The sequence below is a fragment of the Actinomadura violacea genome (assembly GCF_017573465.1).
In the GTDB taxonomy this organism is placed as follows: Bacteria; Actinomycetota; Actinomycetes; order Streptosporangiales; family Streptosporangiaceae; genus Spirillospora; species Spirillospora violacea.
On record NZ_JAGEPF010000002.1, the window covers coordinates 316,425 to 331,422 of the forward strand.

The 14,998-nt window shown below is 70.3% G+C and carries 7 protein-coding genes; 1 reads left to right on the forward strand and 6 read right to left on the reverse strand.

Features of this window, described 5'->3' with window-relative positions; genetic code table 11:
• Positions 1-3: 3 nt before the first annotated feature.
• The 5 genes from fxsT (J4709_RS03850) to J4709_RS03870 form a co-directional block, all read right to left on the reverse strand.
• Positions 4-4,149: an FxSxx-COOH system tetratricopeptide repeat protein gene (fxsT, locus tag J4709_RS03850; protein WP_208236912.1), complete on the reverse strand. Its 4,146-nt coding sequence runs from the start codon at positions 4,147-4,149 to the stop codon at positions 4-6.
• Positions 4,146-5,165 (reverse strand): AAA family ATPase, encoded by a 1,020-nt coding sequence (locus tag J4709_RS03855; protein WP_208236914.1) that lies wholly within the window; start codon positions 5,163-5,165, stop codon positions 4,146-4,148. The genes fxsT (J4709_RS03850) and J4709_RS03855 overlap by 4 nt, the downstream gene beginning before the upstream one ends.
• Positions 5,166-5,179: 14 nt before the next feature.
• A complete protein-coding gene (locus J4709_RS03860) occupies positions 5,180-6,646 on the reverse strand; it encodes a VMAP-C domain-containing protein (RefSeq protein WP_208236916.1) in 1,467 nt (488 codons plus the stop codon).
• 87 nt (positions 6,647-6,733) lie between these two features.
• Positions 6,734-8,542, reverse strand: a complete 1,809-nt coding sequence (locus J4709_RS03865; RefSeq protein WP_208236918.1) for an MFS transporter — start codon at positions 8,540-8,542, stop codon at positions 6,734-6,736.
• A gap of 362 nt (positions 8,543-8,904) precedes the next feature.
• Entirely contained in the window at positions 8,905-10,563 is a 1,659-nt protein-coding gene (locus J4709_RS03870; protein WP_208236920.1) for a tetratricopeptide repeat protein, read from the reverse strand.
• 659 nt (positions 10,564-11,222) lie between these two features.
• On the opposite strand from J4709_RS03870, the gene fxsT (J4709_RS03875) reads away from it, so the two are divergent.
• Positions 11,223-13,754, forward strand: coding sequence for an FxSxx-COOH system tetratricopeptide repeat protein (gene fxsT / locus J4709_RS03875; RefSeq protein WP_307800928.1), 2,532 nt, complete (start codon positions 11,223-11,225; stop codon positions 13,752-13,754).
• Here fxsT (J4709_RS03875) and J4709_RS03880 read toward each other — a convergent pair.
• Positions 13,751-14,992, reverse strand: coding sequence for an FxsB family cyclophane-forming radical SAM/SPASM peptide maturase (locus tag J4709_RS03880; protein WP_307800929.1), 1,242 nt, complete (start codon positions 14,990-14,992; stop codon positions 13,751-13,753). The genes fxsT (J4709_RS03875) and J4709_RS03880 overlap by 4 nt on opposite strands.
• Between the last annotated feature and the right edge of the window lie 6 nt (positions 14,993-14,998).

Consider the following 14,998-nt stretch of genomic DNA (forward strand, 5'->3'; position numbering starts at 1 on the left):
CGTTCACAGGGCGGTGGGCTCGATATCGCATTCGAGCAGTTCGCCGCTTTCGGCCGCCCGCACCTCCGGATGGTCCGCGCCGAGCACCTGCCTCAGCGAGGCCAGTACCGCGCCCGCACCGCTCCCGTCCCCGCTCATGGCGGCGTGGGCGCGTCCCAGGTTCAGCTCGACGGCGAGCGAGTACGGATGCCGCCCGCCGAGACAGGCGATCATCTTCTCCCGGACGCCGGACAGCAGCCGGACCGCGGCCTCCAGCTCACCGAGCAGGTAGTAGTCGCCGGCCAGGCCGACCGTGCCGCAGAGCGCGTAATAGTGGTTCGCGCCGAGATCGCCGGACTCAAGGGCCGCGAGGGCCGCCTGGTCGGACTCCTGTGCGGCGTAGACCTCACCCAGGCGCCGTAGCACCACGCCCCGGCCGATGGCGCAGACCTGGACGAAGGGATGCCCGCTCCCCATCACCTTGCGGTAGCGGTCCAGTGCCCGGTCGATGAGCGGAAGCGCCTCTTCCGGACGTCCGATCGAGCTGGTGGCGAGCGCCAAGCACACCTGGCTGGCCAGGGTGTTCGGATGGGTGTCGCCGAGCCGGCGGACATGGTCGGCGAACGTCTCGGCGGCCAGCCGGTACGCCTCCTCGAACCGGCCGAGCTTGCGCAGCGTCCCCGCGTGGCTCATCTTCGCCTGCAGGACGAGCGCATGGCCGGGCGCGAGAACGGGCCGCAGATTGGCCAGGCTCTCCGCCTGCAGCCGGTGCGCCCTGCCGTACTCTCCCAGCGCGTGCAGGTCCCGGGCGAGGTTGTGGGTGGCGCGGAACCGCTGCCGGTAGGCCTGGTCCTTGCCACCCCAGACCTCCAGGTCGATCTCGTGGGCCCGCTGGAACTCTCCCAGGATCCGCAGGTCGAGAGCGAGGTTGCTGGCCGCGAGCCGGATGTTGGCGAGGCCGTCCCCATAGATCCTGCGCAGGCGCAGCCAGGCGTCCTGGTCGATCTCGTGGGCCCTGCGGAACTCGCCGAGGAAGCGCAGGTCGGCGCCGAAGCCGGTGGCGGCGAAGAGGGTCTGGAGGTGGTCGGCGCCGAACTTGCGGCGCGTCCGCGCCAGGTTGTCCTCGCTGAGTTCGGCCGCAGCACGGTTGTCGCCGAGGCTGCGCAGCGCGTTGGCCAGGACGCGGGAGATGTCCAGGACGGCATCGTCGTCGGCTCCATACCGCTCCAGCCAGCGGGCGAGGGCGATCTCCGCGAGCCGCCGGCTGCCCTCGTACTCCCCCGACTGGTACAGGAACTTCGCCTGGTCGATGCCCACTTCCCGGATGCCGGGATCGTCGGCCTCGAACACCCCCGCCGGCACGACGTGCGGGGTGATCTGGGAGCGGCGCTCCCAGGTCGACTCGACCTCCGGCTCCTCCTGCGGCGTGGCCGCGGCGAGGATCGCGTGGACGGCGGCGCGGACGCGGCGCCGCCCGTCCTCGCCGAGCCGGTCACCGAGGATCGCCCGGACGAGCCGGTGCACCTGCAGGCTGCCCGCCTCCTCCTCGAAACGGGCGAGCGAGAACCGGGAGATGCCGCTCATCGCGTGCCGCAACCGGGCATCGTCGGCGAGCAGGCCGGCCAGTTCCCCGGGCAGCGGCGCCGAGCGGCCGGCGGCCAGCAGCTCGCAGGACACGGGCTCGGAGTCGAAGACCGCCCACAGCTCCAGCAGCAGGCCCGCGACCGGGTCCTCCTCGCGGAGCAGATCGAGGTTCAGGCTGACGCCCGCCGCCAGCGGACCCGGCAGGTCATCGGACACGGCCGCCCCGGCCAGCTCGGCGAGGCGCCCGTCGAACCGGCCGAGGTAGTCCTCGACGGTGCCGCCGGTGACGTCCTGCCAGGCCGCCGCCGGGTGGACCGCGAGCGGAAGGTCGCCGACGCGCTCCGACAGCAGGTCGGCCTCGTCCTCCGTCAGGCGCGGCACCAGGCGGCGAAGCAGGGCGATGCTCTCGCTCCGCTCGAAGACCCCGACGTCCACGACGGACGCGTGCCGTTCCCAGCGCCGGTCCCGCGACGTCACCAGGACGTGCCGCCCGGCTCCGAGATCCGGCCCGGCCTCGCCGCCGGAGAACGGGGTCAGCGGGACGACCTCGTCGGGATCCTGTGCATTGTCGTAGATGAGCAGCCAGCGGCCGTACCTCCGGCCCTCGCGCAGTTCGCGCAGGACGCCGTCCACGGTGTCCTTGATGTCGTCGCTCAACGGCAGGCCGAGCCGGCGCGCCAGCAGCGCGAGGGCCGCGCGGGCCGACGTCGCCTGCTCCGCCGGCACCCACCACACCAGGTCGTACTCGTGGGCGTGGCGATAGGCGTACTCGACCGCGAGGTTGGACTTCCCTTCCCCGCCCGTGCCGAACTCTGACTGGGGCAGGAGCGCCGCGATGCCGCCCTGCAGAGCCGTCCGGACCTCCGCGAGAAGACCGTCGCGTCCCGTGAAGTCGAGGTTGCGGGGCGGCAGCCCGCTGCCGAGCACAGGCTCCCGGGCTTCGGTCCGTGATCCGGCGGGCGCCGGCACCTCGTGCGCCGCCGGCCCGTCGGCGGCCGGGGGCTCGCCCGGCTCCGCGCCGTCCGAGGCCGCCAGCCGCCGCGCCACTTCCCGGTAGGAGCCGCCGAGCCCGGGCAGGGCCTGTGCCGCCACCTGCGCGAACGGAAGATCGGGCGGGAGCCGCACCTCGCCGCGGCCCACCGCCGCGAGCAGCGCCGGGAAGTCCAGCGACGAACCGATCCGGTCGCGGACGACCTCCCACACCGCGCGCAGCACCTGGTAGATCTCGCGCCTGCGCAGCCCCTGCAGCAGGATCTCCCGGACGCCGTCGTGGAACTCGTACGCGATCTCCTCTTCGCCGCCCTCCGCCGGGCGCCCGGTCATCCGCAGCAGCCCGCTCAGGAACACCTCGGCGAGGACGGCGGACGTGGAGGACGGGAGCATCGCCTGCTGGACGAGCCGCATGACGGGCAGCCGCAGCGGAGCCGCCGCCAGGTAGGTGGCGAGCTTGAACGCCGCCGGCGACGACGACGCCCGGAACTGCTTGACGCGCATCTCCGGCGGCATCAGGTCGCCGTCGGCAGGCGGGGCGTCGGCCACCGGCCGGCCGGTGAACAGCGCCGCGCCCTTGATGTCCCGCCCCCCGTGGGCGACCATGTTCGCCCACGACCGCATCCAGCGCTCCTCCAGCTCGACCACCGGGATCGGAATGCCGAGCGGGCGGCCGTCGGGCGGCTGGAGCGGTGCCCGCGACACGGTCAGCCGCTCGTTGGTCACCGCCGGTCCGGACGCGCCGAGCCGGACGGGTTCGATGGCGGCGGCCGTCCGCCACCACAGCCGCTGCGGCAGCGGCTGCGCGATCGCGACGGTCCCGTTGCGGCCCCACCGATCGAGCAGCGCGGCGGCCCGGCCGTCCTGCCACGCCGCGCCGATGCAGTCGCTGACGACCAGGATGAGGCGCCGGCGGGTCGGATCGACCAGCTCGTCCGGATCGCGGTCCGCGCCCGCGCCGAACGCCGACCCGGTGCGCAGCGACAGCCGCTCGCCGCCGGTGTCGAGGTACCACGTCCGCAGGTCGCGGAACGCGCCGAGCTGCTGCAGCAGCGCCCGCAGCTCCTCGACGGTCCGCCGCCACACGACCATCGACGGGCCGACGTCGGCGACGAGCGCGAGGTCGTGGCGGCGTTCCCGGGCCGGGACGAGGACGGGGTCGAAGACGCCGGTCTCGGCGATGTGCTGCGCGGTCGCCGCCTCGTCCAGCTGCTTGCGGGTCAGCGCGGGCACGGTCGCGCGCAGCGGACGCAGCCCCCGCGCCAGCGGCAGCGTCCGTGTGAGGGCCGGCATAGCGGGCAGGCGGACGGGGAACGAGGTCGCGGGCACCTCCTGCCCGGCCATGTAGACCCCCGCCTCCACCGGCTGCGGCGGCGCGGAGTCGTGCTCGGGCGGCACGAGCGGGCCGGCCGGACGCGCCGCCGGCGGCGGATCGGCGGGCTCGCCGCCCTCGTCCGCGCCCCGGCCGCCGGCGGCCCGGTGCGCGGGGCCCTCGTGCGTGCGGAGCCAGTCGGCGAGCCAGAGCGCGTCGGCGACCTCCTCCGCCGTGGGCTGCGGGTCGAGGGCCTGCAGCGCCTCGACGAGCCGGCCGATCATCCCGCGCCGGGCATCTCGATCGGGCGGAGCACCGTGTCGAGGATCTCCTTCAGCCGGGTCTCCGGCGGCCTGCTCCCGGACGTCGCGAGGTAGACGGCGTTGAGGAGCTGGTCGGTGGCGAGCGCCCCGTCGGCGCGGCGGGCGAGGAACTCGTCGATGAGCGCCCCGCTCGCCGCCCGGGCGTCCGCGCCGAGATGCGCCTCGATGATCTCGGCGAGCCGCTCGCGGCCGGGCGGCTCGATCATCAGCCGGATGCAGCGGCGCAGGAAGGCCGGCGGGAACTCGCGCTCGCCGTTGCTGGTGATGACGGCGATGGGGAAGTTCGCGCAGCGCACCTCGCCGTGCTCGATCGGCACGCGCGCGCCGCCGTCCTCGGTCATCACCTCAATCCGCGCCTGCTCCTCCGGGAGCCGCTGCAGCTCGGGGACGGTGAACCGGCCCTCCTCGAACACGTGGAGCAGGTCGTTCGGCAGGTCGATGTTGCTCTTGTCGAGTTCGTCGATGAGCAGGACGCGGGGCCGGTCGCCGGGCAGCAGCGCGGTTCCGAGCGGGCCGAGCCGAATGTAGCGGCCGATGTCGGGCGGGTCGGCGGTGTCCGCCCGGCCGCCGGCTCCGCGCAGGCTCGTCTCGTGGAGGCGGCCGATCGCGTCGTAGTGGTAGAGGCCCGTCTCCAGTGTGGTGTTGCTGGTGATCGACCAGTACAGGACCGAGCCGAGACCGAGTTCGTAGGCGACGTTGTAGGCGAGGGTGGACTTCCCGGACCCGGGTTTCCCCGTCACCAGCAGCGGGCGCCGCAGCAGGACCGCCGCGTTCACCTTGTCGACCACCGACTCGTCGGGCCGGTACGAGATGGCCCGCTGCTCCCGGCGGCCGCGCCCCTCGGCGGTCTCCTCGGGGCTGAACCGGCGCCATGGCGGGGGCGGCGGCAATCTGCGGACGCGGTCGTGGGGCAGGCCGTCACCCCGGTAGATGCGCCAGTCTCCGAGCGGATCGCTGATTTCCGGTTCTGTCGTCATGGCGGTCTCCGGTGCTATGCGGGGGGTCGGAGTCGGACGTACGGCTCGGGAATGCGGTCGGCGTCGTCGAACACCAGCGTCAGATGCAGGCCGAGATGGCCGGAACCGGCGCCCGCGCCGGACAGCGCCTGCCTGCGCAGCTCCATCGTCCGCCGGGGCAGCTTCATCAGGTCCGCCGCCAGCAGGTCCTTGACCTCGCGGGCGAACCGGGCCGGATCGCGGCCGTCCCGGCACCAGGCCATCACCGGGGCCCCCGACAGCAGCCCGACCCAGTGCTCGTCCGGCTCGTCGCTCTCCGCCCAGGGCGGGAACGCCAGCGCCAGGACGGCGGGCGCCTCCGCCAGCCTGGAGAACAGCTCCTCCTGGTCGAACTCGCCGCGCTGCGTGACCAGGCAGACGGGCGCGTCGACCGAATTCCCGCACAGCGCCGCCCACTTGCGCCGCCAGTCGTGGTGGACGGCGGCCAGCCGCATCCGGTCGAGGCTGCGCACCACGACCGGGTACTTGATCCCGATCCGGTACTCGAATCCCGCGACCTTGATCTTCGAGTCCTCGACGGGATGGCCGAGCAGCGGCCGCGGGAGCACGAACTCCACGGTGAGGTCCGGCGTGGGCCGGCCGACCACCGAGCTCTCCGCGGTGAGCAGCCGCTCCAGCAGTTCCGGGATCCGGCTGAGCGGCATCGCCTCGTCGCTGCTGTGCAGCGTGCTGCCGGGCTCGCGGTCCACCTGCAGCCACGCGGTCACCAGGTAGCGGTCCGGGTCCAACGCGTCCGGCGTGCAGGCGATGATCAGGTACGTCTCGGACGGCTCGGGCGCGCTCCTCGCCTCCACCTCGGTCGGCGGCGGCCGGAACCCCACACCGTTCAGCCCCTGGACCGCCGCCTGCCGGCTCACCCATTCCCGCAGCGCGGGCGCCGTCGGCCGGTCCGCGTACTCGGCGAGGTCGCGGACGAAGATCAGTAACGGCGGCACGCCGTCCGGACCGGCGGGCATCTCCTCCAGCAGCGCCACCACGTCGTGCAGGCTGTGCATCTCCCGCTCCAGCAGCGGCCAGGCCGGCCCCACCGCCCGCCGGTAGAGCATCGGGAACCGGCCGAGATGCGCGAGGCCGGGGTCGGCCCGCTCCAGCGAGGTGATCAGCTGGTGCAGCTCGCGCCGCTCGGCCTGGCCGAGCCAGGGGTCGGGGAGCAGTTCGCGCACGAGGTCCGCCAGGGCCGCCACCGACAGGCTGCGCTTGTAGAAGCGCTCCAGGTTGCGCACCAGCGCCTGCGCGGCCCCCGGGTAGTTGAGCAGGACGTCGACGAGCGCCCAGACGTCGAGCTTGTCCTGATCATGGTGCTCGAAGGGCAGCCGGTGCCCGAGCTCGCGCTCCAGGGCGGTCAGGTGCACCTCGCGGCCGCGCCGAACGCTCATCCCGTCGATCCGCAGGATCGCCTCGACCAGCCGATGCTGATCTTCGAGGTTCAGCGACGCGCTCAATGCCCCGTGCCTCCGCCCCGGCCCCGCACGCGGCGGATCACCCCGCCTGCTCGGCCATCCGTGTGCGCCCGAGAATCAACCGACACACTATGACGGAACGAAGCCGCCGGAAACCGCGTCACCTGACACACTTCGGACAAGATCCGGCGATGGCGTCGACCGTCGCATTCTCTCCCCGGTCACATGGGAGTCAGCCGCGCCGCCGAAGGAACGGACCTCGGCCGCGGCCGACCCGTTCATCGAATTCGCCGACACGTGCGACGGCGGTTCCGTGCCTGGCACCGGCGTCTGCAGACTCGCCTCAACGGCCGCCGACGGCTCGGAGACCTCTCCCCGTGCCGCTTCTTGGACCGGCCCGATCAGATCTGCACCGACGCCCAGATCACCCGATGTGAAACCATTGCCCGAATAGCGCAGATGCAAACTGTCGGGTGCGACGCCTTGCGCCGGAAGCCCGGCGAGCACTCCACGGAGAACAAAGGACGTGACGCCGTCCGCGACTCTCTCGACCGATGCGAAAACGATCAAACTTTCGACCAGCACCTCCCCGCGCGCGAACTCACTGCGTAGCATCCATACGAGCAACGGCGCGATGAGGGCGAAGACGAAAGCGATGAGGTATGCAGAGCAGCCGGTCCCCAGGAAATGGATGATCCACCCGCCGCTGAGCGCCCCCAGCGCCACCGCCCCGACACTGAGGAACCGGGTGATGCCGGTGACGAGGCCGAACAGTTCACCGGGGACCACGTTCGCCTGATGGGTCTTCAATGCGATGTTGATGGGGGCTCCGACGACACTGCACAATCCCCAGCCGACCAACCCGATCGCAGGATTCGCCGGAACGGCGACCATCCATACCACTGGAATCCATGCGAGAACGCAGAGCAGGACCGACAATGCCGGGCTGCGCTTCCGGAGAATGAAGGGCGCCAGGACGGCGCCGACGGTGCCCCCCAAACCGGAAAGGGAGAGCAGCAGCCCGACGACATAGCTGGGAATGCCCTCGCGCTCGGCCAGCAGGATCTGCAGCAGCACGATCACCTGGAAGAAGAAGTTCGCCAGGAAGCAGACACCGATGACCGTGCGGGAGAGCACGTCACCGGCGATCAGTCCGAACGCGCGGCCGAGCGTTCCCCGCGCCACCCTCGCCGCACGGCCTTCCGCTCCCTCGGTCCCGTTCGGCCCTGCGTCCCCCGCCGCAGGGGAGCCCGCTCCGGCCTCTCCCTGCCCTCCAGAGCGTCTCCCCAGCTCAACCGGGCGTCTCAGCGCGGTCAGAATGCCGACCGGAAGGAAGGACGTGCAGGCGTCGACCAGGTAGGGCATGGCAGGGTGGATCGCGAGCAGCGCACCGCCCATCGGACGCCCGAGGAGCATGGAGGCGTTCAGTTTCGCCTCATTGCTGCCGATCGCGACGGCCAACGACTCCTTCGCTATCAGTTCCGGGACGGTGGCGATCTCCGCGACCTCGTAGAAGATGGCGCAGCAGCCGTCGATGAATGCCGCCAGTATCAGGACGGGTACGGAGAACGGCATCGACACCAGGTAGAGGCATGTGGCGAGTGCGGAGATGATGCGCACCACCTGGCTCGTCCACATCACCGTGCGCCGGTCGACCCGGTCGGCCAATGCACCGGCCGGCAGATGGAGGACGAGACCCGGAAGAACGCTCGCCGCGGTCACATAACCGGCAGAGATCGGCGACTCGGTGCGGGAGAGCACCAGGAGCGGTCCCGCCGCTGCCACGCCCATCGATCCGAGTTGCGATACCGCCGAACCGGCCGACAGGACAGTGAAATACTGGTTACTATATGACTGCCCGCGAAAAGACCTGTACGATTTTGCGGTGAATCGGCGCAACGTGCCAAAGGACTTGCCAAAGAGCGAGACCTTGGACACCGACTGCCCTTTCCAGCGTTCGCGGCAATCGATTTACCGGGATGACGCTACACAGAGACACCAGGCCGCTTTCCTGGATAAACGTGATTAAACTGGACAAACATCCACATAAATACATAAAGAAGAAGGTAACGCTTTCCAAGACGGCTTGAGTCGCATGGAAATGCATGCTACCAAGAGATATTCCCGCATCCGGTCGTGGTGACCACATCGTTTCCCCGTAGAGCCCCATGGCCGGTGGCATTGAACGGCAAAATGACCAGGGTAAGCCTTAGGTCACCAAAACGACACGGTAAGTGATCGTGTTGCACTTCAAGCGGGCGCGCGAAGTCGAACGCGTGTTCCCTTTTCTGCGGGACGGATCAGCTGGTCCCCGTCAGGGCGCGCTTGGCGATGAGGGCTTCGCGGTTGCGGCTGTCGTGGCCGAGGACGTCCTCGAAGACCGCGCGTGCGGCGCGCGTCCGGCCGGACCGCCAGAGCGCCTGGCCGAGGGCGGTCTGGATCGACAGCTCGTGCGGCAGCCGGCTCGCCGCCGCCTGGAGCTGCCGCACGGCCTCCCCCGCGTCGCCCCCCAGCAGAATCCGACCGATTCCGGCCAGGATCCACCCGACTGCGGCGTTGTCCGGAATGGCCTCGCAGATCGCCGCCGCCTCCCGGTAGCGCAGCACCGCGTTCTTCGTCTCACCCTGCTCGTAGGCGATGTCGCCGAGGAAGGTCGTCGCGGCGGCGAGGACCTTGAGGTCGCCTTCGCCGCAGGCCCGGACGGCAGCCTCCGTGTGGCGCCGCGCGAGTTCCGGGTCGCCGTCCAGGAGCGCCCGGTGCGCCTGGTCCAGACGTATCGAAGGTCCGGGCCGCCGGATGGGCACCGCCCCGCCGTCGAGCCTCCCGATCGGCTCGATCAACCGGGGATGCTGCAGTTGGTAGAAACGGGCCTTGTCACGCAGGCGTGCCCGGATGAGGTGCCCGTCCTGGACCGCGTCGACGACCGCTCGCGGGACATCGTCGTACAGGCGGGTCTCGGACACCCCCGCACGCCCCCACGGCCCGCCGAACACGGCACGGAACCACGACTGGACGTTCGCCGGCCGGAGGCTCTGATCAGCGGCGATCGTGGCGAGGCCGTGCGCGCAGTACTCCCCCAGCGCCCGGTTCACCTCGCCGTGCAGCCGCCCCGCGGACATTGCGGCGTCGGCGGGCAGGTCCTCCAGCAGGCGGGCGCAGACGAGTTGCAGGAGTGCGGGCTCGACGCGCGATGTGGTCTGGACGCCGCCTGCCGTACGGACCGTCCGCAACTCCAGCACCAACGCCTCGGCCAGGTCAGAGTCACAACGACCGGAAGCGCTCAAGAGCGCATACGCGGCTTCGAGCGCCGCTTCGGGCGTCATCGGGTCCAGAGAGCAGGTCGCCGGCGACTCGTGGCCGAGCCGTCCGGCGAGTTCGAGCGCCTCGTCGAGGGAGTCGTCCCGCACGGCCAGGAGCAGATGGAGGCCGGGCTCCTCTTTCATGACCGTCGTCAGGTCGTCGAGGAACTCCCGGCGATGTCGTTCATGCCACGTCGAGGACCTCAGGAGCGCCTCGGCTCCGTCGATGGCGGCGAGCGTGGGCAGCTGCGCGCCGAACCGGTCCATCCGGCGGTGCCTGCGCAGGAACGTGCCGATCGGCTGCTCGGAGATCTGCACCGGTGACGCGCGCGTGTACCACGAGGCCAGCACGGCGATCCTGAAATGGTTGTGCTCCGGAAGCGCCGCCACTGGAAACGACGGCCGATAGGCGACATTCGCCACGGGAAGCACGTTCGCACCCTGATCCCGCAGCAGCGGAACGGCCCCCGCACGCAACAGCGACGTCTTTCCGACGCCGGCGCCGCCGTGCAGAACGGTGATCCGGTTCTTCGCCCACTTCCCCAGGACCTCGCGCGTCTCCGCGGTTCTGCCGCGGAACACGTCCTTATCCGTTTCATCGAGCGCGCGAGCGCCCGCATGCGGACCCGGTGAGCCGAGGGAAGAGCGCGTGACCATCATTCCGTCCCCAGGAGCGGATATCCGCCGGAGAGCTTCGGTGACATCGGATTCAGGATGCCCAGGTCTCCCGAGAATAACGCACCGCCGTTCCCCACGGAGCGGGATCCGGTGGACGCGCTCTCACCGCCGCCATGGCCGGCATCCGGGACGGTATTCGGCCGCGTTCACCGGCTCAAACGCCGTGCAGAGCGCTCCGCTCCGGGTCGGGGGCGAGCCGGTTATCGAATCCGCGGCCCGGCCGGTTCGGTCGCGACACTTCCATCGCGGCCCGCTTGACCCCCGGCGGAACGGAGAAGGAGCGCTCCGGGGCCGGGAGCTCGTTCGTCAGACGGAAGGAACGTTCCTGCATCTGTGTCTCCTCCAACGTCGACACTGCAGAGAGGCACATCCACTTCGCACTTGCCCGCTACGGCAAGGCGATCGTGACCATGGTCTCAGAAAGCCGCCTGCAATGCCATAGGCCGCGTCGCGCGCCGCCACCATGCGGACCCGCACAGAATCGAAATAGGGGCGTCCGAAAAGCGGATCATGATCCGTGTGTCATCTGACACAGACTGGTACGAGCAGCTTCAATACACTATCTTCATTGGCGGAATTACTTGACCACGACGTGATGCGGTGTGTCCGGTGGGGGCGCCGGCATGACGCAGGGGGATCGAGTGACCAACGTACAGCCGGACTCATCGTTCGCCACGGATCGGGTGCCGCAGATCTGGGGCAAGGTCCCTCCGAGAAACAAGAACTTCACCGGCCGGACGGATCTCCTCGAACGACTACGCGGAGGCCTGGACAACCGGGTGACGGCGGTGGTCCCGCACGCGTTGCACGGCCTCGGCGGTGTCGGCAAGACCCAGATGGCGGTCGAATACGCCTACCGGTACAGATCCGCGTACGACCTCGTCTGGTGGATCCCCGCCGACCAGCCCGTCCTGGTGCGCTCGTCCCTCGCCAGCCTCGCGCAGCCCCTCGGCCTGCCCTCCGCCGCCGTGAGCGGCGTCGAGGACGCCGCCAACGCCGTCCTGGACGCGCTGCGCCGCGGCGAGCCCTACACCAACTGGCTCCTGATCTTCGACAACGCCGACGAGCCCGAGGAACTGACCGAGACGCTCCCGCAGGGCCCCGGCCACGTACTGATCACATCGCGGAACCACCGCTGGGCGGGCGTGGTCGACGCCGTGCCCATCGACGTGTTCACCCGTGAAGAGAGCATCGAGTTCCTCACCAGGCGGGTCCCGCGCGGCATCACCGACGAGAACGCCGACAAACTCGCCGAAGAGCTGGGCGACCTCCCGCTCGCGTTGGAACAGGCCGGCGCACTCCACGCAGAGACCGGAATCGAAGTGGAGGAGTACCTGCGGCTCCTCGGGGAGCACACCAGCCAACTGCTCTCCCAGGGAAAGCCGACCGAGTATCCGGCGTCGATGACGGCCGCCTGGGCGCTGTCCGTCTCCAGTCTCAACGAGAAGTTGCCGGAAGCCCTCGACCTCCTGCGATACTGCGCTTTCTTCGGCCCGGAGCCGATCCCGCGCGACGCTTTCAGCAAGGCTCTGCCGGGCCTCAGCCCGCAACTCTCGAAACTGCTCAAGGACCCCATCCGGCTTGGGCGTGCCATCGGCGAACTGGGACGCTTCGCTCTCGCGAGGCTGGACATTCCGGCTCGGACGATTCAGGTCCACCGGCTGATCCAGGCCCTCGTCCGCGACGAGATGCCGGAGGCGGAGCACGAGCGCCTCCGGCATGAGGTTCACCTGCTACTGGCCGGCTACACCCCGGAGACCCCTACCGACTCCTCCAACTGGCCCAGATTCCTCAACACCCTCGGGCATCTGGAACCGGCAGGCATTGCTCAATGCTCCGATCCATCGGTGCGCCGGCTCTGCCTCAACATGATCACTTATCTGTACAGCACGGGTGACTACTCCTCCGCCCAGTCATTCACGGAGTCTTTCCTCGAAGAGTGGGCCGCCTCATCCGGCGCCGACCACGAGGACGTGGTACAACTCCGCGTGGAACAGTGCAACCTCGTTCGCGAACTAGGCAATTACGGAGAAGCCGCCAGGCTGGGCGCACAGACGCTCGCCGTGGCGGAGAAGGCCCTCGGGCTTGATCACGACACGACACTGCGCGCGCTCCGGGGGCGAGCGACCGACCTGAGAGCGAGCGGCGACTTCCAGCAGGCCCATCAGATCGATGAAGACGTGCTCCGGCGTTTCGAGTCGCAGTTCCCAGACGACGACTTGAACATCTGGCGCGCCAAGAACAGTGTCGCACTCGACCATGGGCTCAAGAGCGAGTATGCGAACGCCCGGCTCCTTCTCGAGCAGGTCTATCTCGAGGTGCTCGAAACAGGCAAAGCCGCAGGCGACCCCGCGTCCTACCTGAACATCTATACCGGCCTGGCGCGGGCCGTCCGGCTCGGCGGGGACTTCTCCGAGGCGTGCGATCTCGGTGAGGACGCCTACGCGTTCGGGATCGAGGAACTGTCCCCCGACCACCCCTGGACGCTGCGTACCGGCAAGGACCTGTCGATCGCGCGGCGCCGAGCGGGCGATTACGAACGGGCGCAGGAGATCGCCGAGGACATTCATCAGCGCTACGTGCGCGCCTTCGGCATCGACCATCCCGACACGCTGGCGGCCGCGACCTGCCTGGCGAACATTCGCCGCACCACGGGCATGTTCGAGGAGGCGCTGAAGCTCGCCGAGGACACCGTCCGCCGGTACCCGCGGGTCTATGGCGCCGATCACCCGTACAACCACGCATGTGCGGGGAACCTGGCCATCCTGCAGCGGGTCACCGGCGATCCGGAGGTGGCCCGGAAGACCGACGAGGCCGCACTGGCGGGCCTGGAGGCCAAGCTGGGCCGCGATCACCACTACTCCCTCACCGTCGCCCTCAACCTGGCCAGCGACCTGGCCGTGCTGGGCGAGAACGAGTCGGCGTACCGGCTGTGCTCGGGGACGCTGCGCCGTTTCCGCGCTCTCCTGGGCGACGACCACCCCGTGACGCTCTCGGCGGCGGCGAACGCCGTCGCGGACCTGCGCGCGGTCGGACGGGACGAGGAGGCCGAGGCGCTGTTCGCCGACACCGAGCAGCGCTACCGCCGCACCCTCAACCTCGAGCACCCCGACGCGAAGGTCTTCCTGGAGGGGCGCCGGCTCGACGCCGACTTCGACCCGCCGCCGATCTAGCCGACGGCGGCCGCCGGCCGGACGGACGGGCCGTCCAGGTCGCGGCTGAGCACGTCCCGGATGTGCGTGATCAGCTTGAGCAGGTCGCGGCAGTAGACCGACGGGTTCCGGAAACCGGTGCCCGACTTGTACCGGTGCGGGTAGAGGCCCGCGCCGCAGACCTCGTGCGCGTCGCAGGCCAGGCACTGGTCCGACAGCGCCTGCCGGCCGATCTGCCGCGCGGCGACGGACGGCAGCGACAGCACGGTGTCGAACGGGTCGCGGGACACGTGCAGCCGGGTGCCCGCCGCCCCCTCGTACACGGACTTCAGCGAGTCGACCTGCTCGATCTCGCCGTTGGTCTCCACCACGGCGACGGCGACCGGGGACAGCCCCACGGCCTCGCTGGCGGACATGCGGCCGAACAGCAGCCGGATGATCTCGCTGAACAGCCGGATCCGCACCTCGCCCGCCTCGCCGCCGTACCAGCGGTCGAAGATCGCGATGAGCCAGTCGCCGTACGGCGTCGACTCGTCCGGCGCACGGCCCGGAGGCGGCGCGTCCCAGTTGCCGTGCGGCAGCAGGAAGTCCATCTCCGGCGGCCCGAACTCCAGCAGCGCCTCGTAGGTCGCGACCGGGTCGTTGCGCAGTTCGATCGTGCTGAGCAGCCCACCGAACAGGTGCCGGTACCGCGGATCGTTCAGCCTGTCCAGGCCGGCCCGGACGTCCTGATAGCTGCCGCGTCCGTTCGCGCGCCGCCGATGCCGGTCGTGGCCCTCCTCGTCGCCGTCCACGCTCACGCCCACGCTGACGCCGTGCTCGGCGAACAGGTCGAGGAACATCTCGTCGAGCAGGACGCCGTTGGTCTGCATGCTGAACCCGACGCGCACGTCGGGCTCGCCGGCGGCGCGGATCGTCTCGACCGCGTACCGCAGGTGCTCGACGCCCGCCAGCAGCGGTTCGCCGCCGTGCAGGACGACCTCGACCTCCGGCAGCAGGTTCATCCGCGCGTGCTCGGCGATCCGCTCGGCCACCCACCCGATGACCTGCCGCGACATCCGCCGCGGCTGCCGCCGCCAGCCCTGGTCGGCCATCTCGTACATGTAGCAGTAATCGCACGCGAGGTTGCACCTGCTGTGCACCTTGAGGATGAAGTCGCGGATCGGGGTCGGCCGCCAGCCGCCCTCCAGCAGGGCGCGCACGTCCAGAGCGCCCGGCCACTCGGCTCCCTGGCCGGGTTCGTCCCTGCGGACGCCCACGCTTGC